The sequence below is a fragment of the Gilliamella sp. Nev3-1 genome, assembly GCF_001690435.1.
Taxonomy (GTDB): Bacteria; Pseudomonadota; Gammaproteobacteria; order Enterobacterales; family Orbaceae; genus Gilliamella; species Gilliamella apicola_C.
On record NZ_LZHN01000034.1, the window covers coordinates 1 to 15,526 of the forward strand.

Genomic DNA, 15,526 nt, shown 5'->3' on the forward strand with positions numbered 1-15,526 from the left:
TGTATTTTCATCTTTTCTAATATTTTTTCTAAATTCATCTAGTCCTAGTGCTTTCGGATCAAAATCATCAATATACATTAATGTCGCTATGCCGGTTTTATTATTTACTTCTCTTAGCCATTCACAAAAATTATCAAATATAATATCGTCACATTCCTCTTGTAATAAAAATCCACCATCCGTATGTGAGTCATATAATTGGTCTAAAGCACAAATAAATTCATCTTTATTTTTAATGAGCCAACTCATAGGTAGTTTAGTCATAATACCTATTAGCTTTAGTTCATCATCATAATGCAAAAGGGATGGTTTATTTTTCAAAAAATTGTATAGCATATTCTCGTTCATAAATTAATATCCTGATCCATCTAATGGAATATGAGCTGCATTTCTATCACGTTTAAATTCTCTCCATTATTGTTTAGAGCTTACTTATCTGTATTTTCATCTTTTCTAATATTTTTTCTAAATTCATCTAGTCCTAGTGCTTTCGGATCAAAATCATCAATATACATTAATGTCGCTATGCCGGTTTTATTATTTACTTCTCTTAGCCATTCACAAAAATTATCAAATATAATATCGTCACATTCCTCTTGTAATAAAAATCCACCATCCGTATGTGAGTCATATAATTGGTCTAAAGCACAAATAAATTCATCTTTATTTTTAATGAGCCAACTCATAGGTAGTTTAGTCATAATACCTATTAGCTTTAGTTCATCATCATAATGCAAAAGGGATGGTTTATTTTTCAAAAAATTGTATAGCATATTCTCGTTCATAAATTAATATCCTGATCCATCTAATGGAATATGAGCTGCATTTCTATCACGTTTAAATTCTCTCCATTATTGTTTAGAGCTTACTTATCTGTATTTTCATCTTTTCTAATATTTTTTCTAAATTCATCTAGTCCTAGTGCTTTCGGATCAAAATCATCAATATACATTAATGTCGCTATGCCGGTTTTATTATTTACTTCTCTTAGCCATTCACAAAAATTATCAAATATAATATCGTCACATTCCTCTTGTAATAAAAATCCACCATCCGTATGTGAGTCATATAATTGGTCTAAAGCACAAATAAATTCATCTTTATTTTTAATGAGCCAACTCATAGGTAGTTTAGTCATAATACCTATTAGCTTTAGTTCATCATCATAATGCAAAAGGGATGGTTTATTTTTCAAAAAATTGTATAGCATATTCTCGTTCATAAATTAATATCCTGATCCATCTAATGGAATATGAGCTGCATTTCTATCACGTTTAAATTCTCTCCATTATTGTTTAGAGCTTACTTATCTGTATTTTCATCTTTTCTAATATTTTTTCTAAATTCATCTAGTCCTAGTGCTTTCGGATCAAAATCATCAATATACATTAATGTCGCTATGCCGGTTTTATTATTTACTTCTCTTAGCCATTCACAAAAATTATCAAATATAATATCGTCACATTCCTCTTGTAATAAAAATCCACTACCTATCGTATGTGAGTCAGATAAATGCATTAAAGCATCAATAAATTCATCTTTATTTTTAATGAGCCAACTCATAGGTAGTTTAGTCATAATATCCATTAACTTTAGTTCATCATCATAATCTAAATAGGTTGGTTTTGTAAATATCCCAAACTTAGTACACAACTCACGTAGAAAATCATGCTGCTTGTTTTAGTGTTTTATACTCAATCGGTGTCATGTTATTTAATGCCTCATGCGGTCTTTCGGTGTTATAAATCGTTAACCATTCTTCAGTTATTCTCCTTGCTTGCGCTAAGTTGTTAAAAAGATATAAATCGAGTACTTCAGTACGATAGGTACGATTAAATCGTTCAATATAGCCATTTTGATAAGGGCTACCGGGCTAGATATAATCAATGGTTATATCATGTGATTTAGCCCAGTTTATAAAGGTTTTTCCTGTAAATTCAGGTCCATTATCTACCCGTATTTTTAATAAATAACTATGATACTCCACCAATTTATCCAAATAACGAGTCACTCTACCTGCGGGTAAACTCACGCTGTAAATACCCCAAACTTAGTACACAACTCACGTAGAAAATTAAGCAGCCTGTTTTAGTGTTTTATACTCAATCGGTGTCATGTTATTTAACGCCTCATGCGGTCTTTCGGTGTTATAAATGGTTAGCCATTCTTCGGTTATCTTTCTTACTTGTTCTAGGTTATTAAATAGATATAAATCGAGTACTTCAGTGCGATAATTACAGCTACTGTCACTCATAAAATCCATTGACCAACATTCACCTTGTTTATTGGGGACTAATAACCTTTCCGGGCATCGTGGAGGAATGCGTTTTTTACGCTTTGCCTTGAGATTAAGCTTTAATTCACAATACACCCGATATACTCGTTTATGATTCCATTGATAGCAGAGCTTTCTGATTCGATTAAAACACTTAGGAAAGCCCCAACGTAAATGCCTATCTGTGATAGCATTCAACACCGAAACAATCACCGAATCATCCTGTAACTTAGATTGATAATAGTAAGCACAACGGCTTAAACCAACAATAGCACAACTCATTGCAATAGTAACTGAATGATTTTGTTGTAGTTGCTGTGCCCACGTTTTACGTGCCTTGGTGGGCACTAAAGCTTTTTTATAATTTCTTCCTGAAGCTGTGATTTTAAGCTCAGTTCGGCAAACATCTGCTTAAGCTTGCGGTTTTCCGCTTCGAGTTCTTTTAGACGTTTGATGTCTGAAGTTTCCATACCGCCATATTTTTCCCGCCATTTATAGAAAGTTGAATTACCCATGCCATATTTACGGCACAGTTCTTTAACGGGAATACCCGCTTCAGCTTCTTTTAAAATAGCGACGATTTGATGTTCAGTCATTTTTTTCATAATTAAATCCTCTTTTACTTTTATCATAGAGAATTTTCTACTTTTTGCTGTACTATTTTAGGGGGTAGTTACACAAACAGACCCTAGAAAAGTAATAAAAGATATTAAGGATAAAGTAAAATGAAAATAAAAATAGAAAGCCATTATGTAGATATATTTGGAATTTATTGGGCCAAATCATTAAATACAAATACAATTGGTACATATTTATGTGCCTTACCTTTAGGGAACGGCGGCATGACTGTATTTTGTATTGATCATGAAAATAAAAATAACAAAAATAATATTGAAATAATTGATTCTAAAATAAATTGGTCATCGATTTATTATCATAATAGTAATATACAAGGAATTTACCATCATTCTTTAATAGAAGAAAACTTACTGGATGATATTTTAGAATATGATAAAGATGCATACGAACGCTTTCTTGAAATCATTAAAGAAGAAGGATTAGTTGATTCTGAATTTTATTAAAAAAAATGTTTTTTCTTAATAAATGGGGAATTTCACTTTTTTATCCTTAAGGTTGTATAGCAAGATCTAAAATTTGAAATGGTATTATCCAATGGGGAAAAAGTGTGGGTGCATGGTAATGCAACAGAACATATGGCTGAATATGCTCAGCATAAAGTAGCTAACTAAGAAGTTTACAATCTGCAACGAAAAATGGTATAGCATATAATAAATTAATTACAATTGAGGGATGGGAATTAAAAATAATGCAATCTCGTAGGATAGGAGAACTGCCTGCATTAATTCATACAAGATCAATTGAATAAGGATAAAATCATGAGTATAAACATAGAAAAACCGATGAAAATTTCTTTTGATGAAGTTGAATTTGATGAACATGTACCTTCTATTAAATTTATTTTTATAGCAAATATAGAGCAATTTTCGAACTCTCTTAACTATAGTGGTGAAATATGGATTAGTTGTTTAATTTGGGATAATTTTGTTAACGATCTGGTTACATTAAAAAAAACAGCTACTTTGTATGATATGAATGAAATGTTTTCTATAAAAATAGAAAAAGATGAAAAAAACATTAAATATTCATGGTCTGTGACTCGTCAGGGAATATTTAAGGATATTGTGCAGTCAAGTTATCAAACCATTATTTCAGAAGATACATTGAATTATGTTAAATCACAATTTACCAATTATCCTAAGTGGTGGTAATTATAAAATCCCCGTTTTAAAACAGCGAGGATTTTCCTTATTTACTCTGTAATTTTATCACCTATTAAAAAATCAAATAAAATCAATATTTTTTCTGAACAATTATTATAAAAATAACACAATAACCTTTTAGTATATCCAAAAGTTATTTTTTACTATACTAGTACGACGAATACGACAATGTTAATTGAGAAAGAGTTTGAAATCATTTATTTGATGAATGTTTAAAGGAATTTAGCATTCAGCGGTCATTAAGTCATAAGGGATGACCCTATGATAATGCGATTGCTGATGCGACATTTAAAGTGGTGAAGACTAAATTTGTGTCAAAAAAGTATGGACACACCATTTGCGCTAAAATCAGCTTATATGACAAATAGTCTAAAACATAACAATACATAATTAATCTCATTTTTTTGACAATAAATTATCATTATTAAATAATTAGTTAGAATTTTATGCTTAAATCTTATTGGTTATTAGCGTAGTTAAAATTTCACTTTGCAAGTAAATAATCTAAAAAATAATACTATAACATTTTCATTTATTTAGATATTTTGTAAATGATAGTGCTTGCTATTACGTTTATTTTGATTAGAATTTCTTCAATTTTTAATTGATAAGGCGTGAGTGTAATGAGCATTAGTAAATCAATCATTTTAATCACTCAATTTATTGGTATTACATTTTATCCTCCTTTTTGGGGGATTTTTTTTACCTATTCCATACAATTATTTCACTCCTATTTAAAGCAATTGAATTATAGAGGCTAATTATGATTGAGCATAAAAAAATGTTGTTAACCACAAGAGACCAAAGTTTAAAAGCCTATTTAATGAATAAAATTAAACAAAATGGCGGATGGGTTAATGCTCATATGCATGCCGATCGTGCTTTTACTATTTCAGTTGATAGTTTTGATGTCTATCAAAAACAGACCTTAATTGAAAAATGGGATACATTAGATAAAGTCAAAGCATCAATGAGCGAAGATGATTACTATCGCCATTTTAGTATGGCGGTTGAACGGATGATTGAGCAAGGGGTGAGTGCAATGGGATCATTTGTTGATATTGACCCTATTGCTCAAGAACGGGCAATTAAAGGGGCGTTAAGAGCACGCGAAACCTATAAAAATGACATCACCATAAAATTAGTCAATCAAACACTTAAAGGCGTTATCGATAAAGAGGCTCGTTATTGGTTCGATAAAGGCGCTGATTTAGTTGATATTATTGGCGGTTTACCTCGTCGTGATGAACGCGATCATGGTGAAGGAATGGGACTGAAACATCTTGATGTGTTAATGCAAACGGGTAAATCATTAGGCAAAATGGTGCACGTACATGTTGACCAGTTTAATTCTCAAGATGAGATCGAAACGGAACAACTTACCGATAAAACCCTTGAACATGGTATGCATGGTCGCGTTGTTGCCATTCATAGTATTTCGATCACAGCCCACAGTTTAGAATATCGCCAAAAACTCTATAAAAAAATGAAAGAAGCAAAAATGATGGTCATTGCCTGCCCATTTGCTTGGATCGATAGCCCACGCCGTGAAGAACAAGGCCCTACTCGTAACTCACTCACCCCAGTTGATGAACTTGCCACAGCAGGTATTCCTGTTGCAATCGGTACAGATAACGTCAGCGATTATATGTTGCCATTTTCAACGGGGAATATGTGGGAAGAGCTTAAGCTGTTAGTAACAGGATGCCGCTATACTGATTTAGATAATGTGATTAATGTGGCAACAAAAAATGGGCGAATGGTGCTTGGGCTTGAGTAATTCAATTAAAAGTCCTACAAATAATCTGGCAAGATCTCATTTTTAATTTGCTATTTTAACCATTATGTTGTTCATCGAGTGTGGCAAAAAGTAGATCACTCTACTTTTTGCCACACTTTGAAATATACACACTGCGTTAACTATAGATATGAAAGATCTCTAATAATGTCTTCTAGCCTTAATTTTACTTCGTTTAATTGTTGTTTTTGAGCTAGTTCAAGCAATCTTTCTCTACTTTGTAAAGTGCCTTCACTGTAATTATGTAAATTTGATGGCACGTTACCAGAATAAATATAATCATATTTTGCAGATGTCTGCTCAATATTAAAAGATCGGCTGTAACTATACGCACCATGAGCTTCAATTTCAGTAGTCAATGTTAATTTATTGCTGTGGGTCACCGTTTGTAAATTATATTGCTGATCTTTGTAGGTTTTGACTTGATTTTTATTACCGTTATCGTCAACCATTTCAATAAATTTATCAAATACTTTTTCAGTTTTAGTTTGATTGTTAACTGATTGTCCAAGGTCTGAAAATTCAACATTACTTTTTATACGCATGATAACATCAGCTTCACTCGGATTGTAAATAACAAATTGAATAAAATCTTTATGTAAAATATCTCTTACATAAGAGCGTAATTCTGTAGAATTATAATAAACTCTAACTATTCCTTTGTTTGTATATTTGTCAGATTGAAAAGTTGCATCACGATAAGCTCCGTATTGTCTGTAAGCTGAAGCTGCCCAGGCATAGTATTTGGCTACTTCGCGAAATTCGTAACGGTGCGTTGCGGTATTTGCAAGTTGTTGTGCCTGCTGGTAATATTTTTCTGCTTCTTGTGCACAGTGTTTTCGATCATTATCGACAGCAAGCTTGCCACTATCTTTGTATTTCCCGAGCGGTTGGTATACCTCTGAAGCATTATTAAATGCCTCTGCTGCAGCTTTATAGTTACCTTGCTGCTCTAACATTTTGCCTTGATTATAATAATCTTTAGCTGCAAGTTGCATATATTTTGTTTTTGCATTTTTGTATAAGCTTTCAATATTTTTATAGTTATATTGCTCAAATCCTTTTTGATATAAATCAGCTCTTTTTCTGTAACTTTCGCTGTCTGTTCCAGTTATAGAGTTACCATAATCATAATATTGTTTAGCAATTGTTTCTTCTAACTTTTTGATATCGTATTTATCATTAAAAAAGCTGACAGTTTGGCTATAAAAACGATCGCTCAACATCATTTTCATTTTAAGTAAGCTTTGATAAGCGTCAATACGATGTTGATAATCTGTATTTGCTGTGTGAGCCAAATCCGCCTCATAATGAGCCATAACATTACTTACTATAGTGCGTAACTTTTCAGCTCTACCTTTATCAAATTTCGCTTGCCCTTTTTCATCAATACTGGCAGTTAATAAACTGATACTTTCCAAATACTTTCCTTCTTTATATGCTTGATCAGCCGTTCGAGCATGACAAGCAGATAAAAGAAAAAGAAAAAAAATTGTTATGGCTATCCGCATAATATTTCCTTTAAATAGATTTAATTAAATTATCAATTCATTGCAGGTAAAATCATTTTATTATTTTTAACTAATTGATCTGCGACTAATTAGTGCAAATTAGTGTATAAAAAATTTTAAACAATTTATTAACTATTTTTGCTAAAAAAGCGAACAAAAATAGTCTCTATTCAAAAAATATCAATATATTTATTTTTAGAGAATATAAAAGGTAAGATAAAGTGATCAGACAATACTCTCAATAAAATGAACTTTATTGAGAGTTATAACATGCTATTTTCTAGTTGGCTTTTTAGCTGTCGCTTGACGAGGCACGTGGGATGCTCTAGACAAATTGGTCAATTTAACCCGCTTAGGTCTTATTATACGTTTGTCTGACGATGATCCTGTTGTAAAGCTTTTGGTTTCTGGCGGTAATCCAACAAGTTCACGTAGATAATTCACAGAGTCGATACCTAATTCCATCCACGTTCCACGTGACAGCCCTTTAGGTAAAGTGATATTGCCATAACGAATACGCAGCAATCGGCTAACTTGTACTTCAATAGCTTCCCACATTCTGCGAACTTCTCGATTGCGACCTTCAGTGATAACCACATTAAACCATTGGTTAAGTCCATCACCACCTTGTGCTTTAATTGATTGAAATGAAGCTGGACCATCTTCGAGTTGTACCCCTTTACGAAGTTGGTTAATCTGTTGATCAGTCACATTACCAAATACACGAACGGCATACTCACGCTCAATTTCATGCCGTGGATGCATTAACCGATTAGCCAGTTCACCATCAGTGGTAAATAATAGTAAGCCAGAAGTATTGATATCAAGTCTACCAATATTAATCCAGCGAGCATTTTTTAAGCGAGGCAACCGTTCAAAAACCGTTGCTCGCCCCTGTGGATCGTTACGTGAACAGATTTCACCTTCTGGTTTATAATAAGCAAGGACTCGGCAAACTTCTTTTTCTTTACTTCTAAGCTGAACTAGATACCCATTAATACGTATTTTAGGATTAGCATTAACATCAACGCGATCGCCTAACGTAGCAATTTTACCATCCACACTGATTTTACCTGCTGCAATCATTGCCTCAATTTCACGGCGCGATCCATTTCCTAAATTAGCTAATACCTTTTGTAGTTTTTCAGTATTATCAGGTGGCAAATTTTTACGAGCTACGCTTGCTGGGCAAAACGCTTTCGTTTTTTTATTGGATTGATTATCTTTTTCATTAATTTTATTATTTTTTTTACTAACTTGTGAAAATGTAGATCTGCTATGTTTCATATTATCCTCGCTGTTACCTTCTCAGGTATCATTTTATCTATTCACACTATTGTCGAAATATCAGCAATAAAAATGGTTGCTTATTCAAATGGTTTAGTGTCACCACTTCCTTTACGAATAATTTCGGGATAGTCATTAGTTAAGTCAATTACGCTGGTTGGTTGCTGGCTAATATAACCGCCATGTACAATTGCATCGAGCTGATGGCCTATTTTATCTTCTATCTCGTCGGGATCTGATTGTGCCTGATCATCATTAGGTAAAATCAGCGTGGTGGTCATTAATGGCTGTCCTAATAATTCAAGTAGTGCTAAATCAATTTTATCATCTGGAATTCGTAATCCTATTGTTTTACGCTTTTCATTCAATAATCGGCGTGGTACTTCTTTGCTAGCTTGTAAAATAAAGACATATTTTCCTGGTGTATTATTTTTTAATAACCGAAAAGTGGTATTATCCACATAAGCATAACAAGACAGTTCAGAAAGGCCACTGCACATTAACGTAAAATGATGACGCTTATCAAGTTGGCGGATTTGACAAATACGATCAACACCTTGTTTATTATCAAGCAAGCACCCTAGTGAATAACCTGAATCGGTTGGAAAAGCGATAACACCACCATCATTTAATATATTAACAACTTGCTCTAATAGTCGTTTTTGGGGGTTATCAGGGTGAATATAAAAAGTTTGGCTCATAATTGTTCTATATCAATATAATTTTAATGTTGAAGATCATACCATCAAGTATTTGATGGAACGTAAATATCATACCTTTTTAACCCGTTATTATTAGCGTTGCCAATTATGCCAAATCGGTGTAACGCTATCAGGCAATGGTGTTGTTTTACCTAAATCTAAATAGGTATCAACGCCATGAAAATCCGAACCTTGTGATGCCAACAGGTCAAATTCATTGGCTAATTTAGCTAATCGAGTTAAATCATCTTGCGTTTGCCGGCTTTGCGAAACTTCAATTGCCACACCACCACAAACTTTAAACTCACTGACTAATAGCTTCAATTTAGTTAAGGTTAGATCGTAACGACTTGGGTGAGCAAGTACCGCTTGTCCACCTGCGGCTCGAATAGCATTAACCGCATCAGCAATGCAACACCATGTTGCTGGCACATAAGCATACCCTCCTTTGCCTAAATACTTTTTAAATGCTCTTTTGATATCCTTAACATAACCGTTAGCAACTAAAAATCTTGCAAAATGGGCACGTGAAACAATATCACCTTTAGCAAAGTGTTGTGCTTGTTGATAAGCATTTTCTATACTGACTTTAGCTAGTTTATCACTTATGGCTAACGCTCGATTAATGCGTCCTTGTTCTTGTGAAGATAGCAATGCCAATAACTGTGGATTTTCAATATCAATATTCAGCCCTACAATATGAATTTCGCTGTTTTTCCACGCTGTTGATATTTCAACGCCACACACTAATTTAACGGGTAAATTTTCATTAGCTATCACTTTTTGCGCTTCAGGTAAACCTTTAACGGTATCATGATCAGTAATAGCCAAAAGAGCGATTTGATTATCCACCGCTCTTTTGATAAGTTGGCTTGGCGTTAAAACACCATCTGATGCAGTGGTATGAGAATGTAAATCAACAATCACTTTTTTCTCGAAAATTATTTTGAAACGTGTAATATACCACACAATTTGCATGACCACGAAAAGGTATATTATGAAAGATCAAATTATTCTTGCTCAGCAAGATACTAACGCTATTATTGAAGAACTATTAGAAGATGGTAGCGATCCTCATGCGCTTTATATTATTGAACACCATGTTTCATCGCAAGATTTTGATAAATTAGAAAAAGTAGCAGTAGAAGCCTATAAATTGGGTTATGAGGCAACCGATCCTGATGAAGATGTAGATGATGCAGGCAACGTTGTTATTGGTTTTGATATTATTGCCGAAAGCCCGCTTAATGCTGAATTAATCAATGCGCAAATTGCTGAAATAATCAACCTTACCGCCCAGTTTGGCGTCAATTATGATGGCTGGGGCACGTATTTTGAAGATGGCAACGATGACGATTTTGATGATGCTGAGTTTATGGAAACCGTGCACTAAACATCATCCATATCTTTTTAAATACCTACTGTTATCCATCAAACAACGGATAACAGTAGTTGACTAGCATAACTTATTTTACTTTCTCTATACGACTGGTTCTTTTTTGATTTGGCGATACACTTCGCACAGAAACGGTTTCACCCTTTTTAATATTAACTGGCTCATTATAACGATGCCATTGTTTTCCTTGGTTGGTTGAATATTCAATAGTTAAGCCAGGAAAAACAATATTTGCTATTAATTGATTATTTTCAATTTTAGCACCTGGTATAGGCAAGCGATAATTGATATTGGCTAAATCAAGTTTTTGCAACTCGCGTTGCCCAACTAAATTTGCAAATCGAGTCCAATCATTTAGTAATTTTTGTTGATTAACATAATGCGTGGTTGCTTGAGAAAATTCACGACCTTTTTGGTAATCAATTTCCCAATCAGCTTGATGCCAAGCTCGTTCAGCTACGGCTAACAAACGGGGAAAAGTCATGTATTCCATTTTTTTATCGGTACGAATATCTTCCGTCCAAATCTGAGCAGATAGCCCATAAGCGCCAGACCAATTCATTGTACCTTTAGCTGTAAATGGGTTACCATCGCGATCAACAGATGTTTCTGCATTTTGTGGTAAATTATTTGGCGCAAAACTAAATATCTTTCTTTCATCATTAAAACGCGTTGCCCAATAATAACCGCTTTCTTTTGGGTTGACTTCATAAGGCATATCTAAATAAACATAATCAGGGTTAGATATTATGACTTGATAGCCTTTATTTGCCCACTCGTTCACAGAGTCAAAGCCGCCCCAATATAATGTATCCCAAAAATTGACCGTAACTTTATCTACCGCAAACGATTTTGCATTAGTTGCGTGTTTCATGCCATCTTGCCAAGCTTGCATATGGTTTATGCCATGATTTTTAATTATTGAGCTAACTTCTTGAGCAAAATAACTAGGAAGGTGTTCAATATCGTTAACAATGCCATTATTTACCATTGTTTGGCAAGCTTGTGATTTAGCCCACGGGTAATCTTCTTGACTTTGATCTATTGTGCCTTTAGCATCCGTTTTATCTTTGGCTTTTATATCTTGATACCCAGCGCCTAAGCGAATATTTTTTGCTTCATCACCACCAAAATGCCAAGTATTAAGCGGTTGATCGGCCTCAACATGCATTTTTGCGATCTCATCAATAATTTTATTTACGAAACGTTTAGATGAATCAAGACATGGATTTAAATAGCTTAAACGGTTATAAAATTGTACTGTGGCGGTATTTGACGTATCGGTTGGATCAACTAGTCGAAACTCATTGGCTTGTGCTTCTTTTCCTTCTGCCATTAAACGTTTATAACGTGCCTCCATAGACACAATGGCAGCCCGTGCATGAGCTGGCATGTCAATTTCTGGTATAACCTCGATAAAACGAGCTTTAGCATATTTAACAATATCAATATAGTCTTGACGGCTTAAAAAACCAGATCCGGTGGTATTGTTTTCAGGACCGGAACCGAGTTGTGGCAATAAACATTGCTGTTCATTAAGATCATGACAACGTTTACTGCCGATTTCGGTTAGCTCGGGTAATCCAGGAATTTCAATACGCCACCCCTCATCATCACTTAAATGAAAATGAAATTTATTCATTTTATATTTTGCCATTTGATCTAATAAGCGCATGATTGATTCTTTAGTTTTAAAATTACGACCAATATCGAGCATAATGCCTCGATAGGCAAAACGTGGCGAATCAAAAGCATTAAGTGATGGAATGGTTTTGATATCGTTTACAGGAATCAACGATAAAATAGATTGCACAGCATAAAATATCCCTCTTTGGTCATAAGCTGATATTAGTGTTTCATCATTTTTAATATCTAATTGATACGCTTCTAATTGCCCTTGCTTGAATTGTTTAGGATCAATGATTGCTTTTATCTTGTATCCATTTTCCGTTACAGGAATATTTAGTGCGTTAAATTCTGCCTTTAAAATAGCTAAACTGTCTTGATTTAAACCATCAAGAATTAAATTAACGCCTTGCTGACCAATAGATATATCTTGTTTATTTAATGTGATTTTAGTTGGTGTTGGTAAAATTTGCCCACGTAGCGATTCAGCCGATAATGTTTTAATATCCGAGTTATATTGAAAACGGTTAACTGGATTCATTATTGTATTGTGATCGTCGGCGGTCCTTTTCCACTGCTGTGTAATTGGAGCTACAAATGCCGATAAGTCATCGGAATCTGTATTTGTATTAGCAATTATTTTGGGTTTAGCATTACTTGATGTCACATACCAACGAGGCATTGCATCGCTTTCACTCACAACCCAATATTCGCCAATAATGGGAATATTAATCGTGGAATTAGCAGGAATCGATGTGAATTTTTCTGTTGGTTCAATTTTATGAAGATCGCCTGTAATATGAGTAATTTTGAACTGATCATTGTTTATTGCTAAAATCATGCGAATATTATTAAAATAAATAGCCCAATCTTTATCTTTAATTTCTGGGCCATTATTCTTTAGTGAAATCATCATTTTGTTACAAGCAGCCCAATCGGCACCTAAAGCCGAGCAATTTATACCATGTGCCCCTGCTTGATTATCGATTACCTCATATTGAACATTGAGTTGTGAACTCATCACATCAACAATTTGTTGAGAAGCTGAAACAGCTTGAACGGCACAAACATTTAACAAAGAGGCGATTGAAGTGGCTAATATTGCTGTTTTAATCTTTTTCATAAAATTTTACCTATTTTTGTTTAGCATTAAATACAGTGAATGGAATAGTCACAATAAACTTGATATCACGCTCATCTTGGAAGATATTGCCGTATCCTCCTCCCCAGCTTGGTATGCTATTTGAGTGATTATTATATTTGGTATAATGTAGTTGGAATGAAGTATCTTTTGCTAAACCATTTTGTATGCTATAACTTAAATCAAAATTATAAGCAGATTCAATTAAGCGTTGTTTTTGATTTTTTGCTGTAGAATTTGGCTTTGCATCCCAACCATAAGCATAAGAAGCACCCGTTTTCCAACCTGCGAAATAATTAGATACATCACTTAAATCATAAGTGACTTCGGCAAATACGGCCTTTTCGCCATTAGCATTAAAATCTGAACGAGAATTCCACCATATATCTAAACGACCATTTGATGAGGCATAATCAGGTGTCATACGTTGTAAAAAAAGCCTTGCTCGCCTTCAGCTTTAACTGTTACACCTTCAAGTCGAAAATTAACTGGCCCTACTTGATAACCCAATGTGGCTGCTTGTAACCACGCTAAACCATCGTAAACATCTTTGCCTTTATGTGATTGATCTTTGGCACCATAAAATTGATAGCTAAGAGTGAGAGGATTATCCAGTAGATTTGTTTTATAAGAAGCTTTGCCAAAAAATTGGTTCATATAATTTTGTGCCTGCCCAAATGCGCTTTCTAATACTAAATCATTTTTAAAATCATACTTCAAACCCGCAGAATGCAAAAAGTCAATTTTTTTACCTGCTCCCCACTGACGAAACTCATAAAGCTTTTTATACCATGGTGCTTTATATTTATCAGCCCACATATACGACATGGATAACACGCCAGAAGTATCAAAATCAATTGTTGAGCCAAGTTCAAACCCACGATAAGTACCTGGTAATAAGCTCCAATGAGGAGCAAGCAAAGTTTGCCCAGAAGGTTGAATGTAGCCCGTTTTTATCCAGAATAACTCATCGATTTTAAAATTTGCCTGTGCTTTATAAAAGCTCAGCCCACTAACATCTTTTTTCCAATTCTCGTCCCAACGAGTATTAGCCCCACTAAATCCTATTTCATTGGGATGCCCATTTCCACCATTACTCACTTCCCATGCGCCATAACCGCCAAGTTCAATAGCAAACTTATCTGCGATATAACCTGATCTAAAATCTAAATTAGCGTTAAATGAGGTGTGTCTTAAATTTTTCTCATACTTATGCTCATCAATATCTTTACGTTCTCGATCTCGATTCCAAAAAAAGACATTACCCGTTAATGATGAATCATCAATAAATTGATTAACATTAGATGCATAAACGGGAATTGTACTTGTTAAAACAGATAAGGATAAAATCAGTTTAGTTAAAAAATTAAATCGACATGATATTATTTGTGCATTATAGATACTCATATGTTATTCCTATAATTATTCTGTTTAATTAACAATTAAATTCATCAAGATCTAACTCACTCAATTAATAAATTGTTTGTGAATACGCGTTTTTATAATGCATAAACATATTTTATCTAGCAAATTAAACAATCTAAAATCGTGATCAAAATCACCAAAAAATACATTTTTAATGTAAATTTTTAGAGAAAAATCACAACTTTTTTTATTATAAAAAATAAAAACAAAGCACATCGTTTTAACAAATTGTAACTATCGTACTGAGGTACTCGATTTATATCTATTTAATAATCTAGAACAAGCAAGAAAGGTAACCGAAGAATGACTAACCATTTATAACACCGAAAGACCACATCAGGCATTAAATAACATGACACTGCTCGAATATAAAACGTTAAAACGGGTAGCTTAATTTTCTACGTGAGTTGTGTACTAAGTTTGGGGTATTTACAAAATGACAAGTAATGATATAAATTTTAGATTATAAAAAATGGTGGTAAAAATGATAAATGGCGTAGACGTAGAGAAGAAAAAGGATGAAATAAAAAAAGAGAAACTACTGAAATTTCTCTTTTTACTATA

General features: G+C 33.6%; 14 protein-coding genes and 3 pseudogenes. 4 read left to right on the top strand and 13 right to left on the bottom strand.

The annotated features are described in order from the left end of the window. From A9G40_RS05710 to A9G40_RS05730, 7 genes and pseudogenes are all read right to left on the bottom strand, one after another. Positions 1-348, bottom strand: a 348-nt coding sequence (locus A9G40_RS05710; protein ID WP_065582269.1) for a hypothetical protein, incomplete at its 3' end; no start/stop codon positions are given. 80 nt (positions 349-428) lie between these two features. Next, positions 429-785: a hypothetical protein gene (locus A9G40_RS05715; RefSeq protein WP_065582070.1), complete on the bottom strand. Its 357-nt coding sequence runs from the start codon at positions 783-785 to the stop codon at positions 429-431. 80 nt (positions 786-865) lie between these two features. After that, positions 866-1,222, bottom strand: a complete 357-nt coding sequence (locus A9G40_RS05720; protein WP_065582070.1) for a hypothetical protein — start codon at positions 1,220-1,222, stop codon at positions 866-868. Positions 1,223-1,302: 80 nt separating this feature from the next. After that, positions 1,303-1,587, bottom strand: coding sequence for a hypothetical protein (locus A9G40_RS05725; protein ID WP_218057947.1), 285 nt, complete (start codon positions 1,585-1,587; stop codon positions 1,303-1,305). Between the two features lie 79 nt (positions 1,588-1,666). Next, positions 1,667-1,861, bottom strand: a pseudogene (locus A9G40_RS15805) (integrase core domain-containing protein); the annotation flags it as partial. A gap of 12 nt (positions 1,862-1,873) precedes the next feature. Further along, on the bottom strand, positions 1,874-2,032 hold the full coding sequence (locus tag A9G40_RS14645; protein WP_141675206.1) for a transposase family protein: 159 nt from the start codon (positions 2,030-2,032) through the stop codon (positions 1,874-1,876). A 42-nt stretch (positions 2,033-2,074) separates the two neighbouring features. Then, a pseudogene (locus A9G40_RS05730) lies at positions 2,075-2,880 on the bottom strand (transposase). Between the two features lie 120 nt (positions 2,881-3,000). Between A9G40_RS05730 and A9G40_RS05740 the strand changes: the two are divergent. The 3 genes from A9G40_RS05740 (at position 3,001) to A9G40_RS05750 (ending at position 5,857) form a co-directional block, all read left to right on the top strand. Continuing rightward, positions 3,001-3,357, top strand: coding sequence for a hypothetical protein (locus A9G40_RS05740; protein WP_065582272.1), 357 nt, complete (start codon positions 3,001-3,003; stop codon positions 3,355-3,357). A gap of 315 nt (positions 3,358-3,672) precedes the next feature. Next, the gene (locus A9G40_RS05745; protein ID WP_065582273.1) at positions 3,673-4,065 is read left to right on the top strand and encodes a hypothetical protein; all 393 of its coding nucleotides are present in this window, start codon (positions 3,673-3,675) and stop codon (positions 4,063-4,065) included. Between the two features lie 775 nt (positions 4,066-4,840). Next, positions 4,841-5,857 (top strand): amidohydrolase family protein, encoded by a 1,017-nt coding sequence (locus A9G40_RS05750; RefSeq protein WP_218057716.1) that lies wholly within the window; start codon positions 4,841-4,843, stop codon positions 5,855-5,857. Positions 5,858-5,997: 140 nt separating this feature from the next. Here A9G40_RS05750 and A9G40_RS05755 read toward each other — a convergent pair whose 3' ends face one another. The 4 genes from A9G40_RS05755 to rnm all read right to left on the bottom strand — a co-directional run bounded on the left by A9G40_RS05755 (position 5,998) and on the right by rnm (position 10,301). Further along, the gene (locus tag A9G40_RS05755) at positions 5,998-7,386 is read right to left on the bottom strand and encodes a hypothetical protein (protein WP_065582274.1); all 1,389 of its coding nucleotides are present in this window, start codon (positions 7,384-7,386) and stop codon (positions 5,998-6,000) included. A 273-nt stretch (positions 7,387-7,659) separates the two neighbouring features. Continuing rightward, the gene (gene rluB / locus A9G40_RS05760; protein WP_081302167.1) at positions 7,660-8,673 is read right to left on the bottom strand and encodes a 23S rRNA pseudouridine(2605) synthase RluB; all 1,014 of its coding nucleotides are present in this window, start codon (positions 8,671-8,673) and stop codon (positions 7,660-7,662) included. 80 nt (positions 8,674-8,753) lie between these two features. Beyond that, positions 8,754-9,374 (bottom strand): L-threonylcarbamoyladenylate synthase, encoded by a 621-nt coding sequence (locus A9G40_RS05765; protein WP_065582275.1) that lies wholly within the window; start codon positions 9,372-9,374, stop codon positions 8,754-8,756. 93 nt (positions 9,375-9,467) lie between these two features. Next, positions 9,468-10,301, bottom strand: a complete 834-nt coding sequence (rnm, locus tag A9G40_RS05770) for an RNase RNM (protein WP_218057948.1) — start codon at positions 10,299-10,301, stop codon at positions 9,468-9,470. 70 nt (positions 10,302-10,371) lie between these two features. Here rnm and rraB point away from each other — a divergent pair, with 70 nt between their 5' ends. Then, positions 10,372-10,767, top strand: coding sequence for a ribonuclease E inhibitor RraB (rraB, locus tag A9G40_RS05775; protein ID WP_065582277.1), 396 nt, complete (start codon positions 10,372-10,374; stop codon positions 10,765-10,767). Between the two features lie 73 nt (positions 10,768-10,840). Here rraB and A9G40_RS05780 read toward each other — a convergent pair whose 3' ends face one another. Next, positions 10,841-13,519, bottom strand: coding sequence for a beta-N-acetylhexosaminidase (locus A9G40_RS05780; RefSeq protein ID WP_065582278.1), 2,679 nt, complete (start codon positions 13,517-13,519; stop codon positions 10,841-10,843). 10 nt (positions 13,520-13,529) lie between these two features. After that, a pseudogene (locus A9G40_RS05785) lies at positions 13,530-14,944 on the bottom strand (OprD family outer membrane porin). Positions 14,945-15,526: the final 582 nt, after the last annotated feature.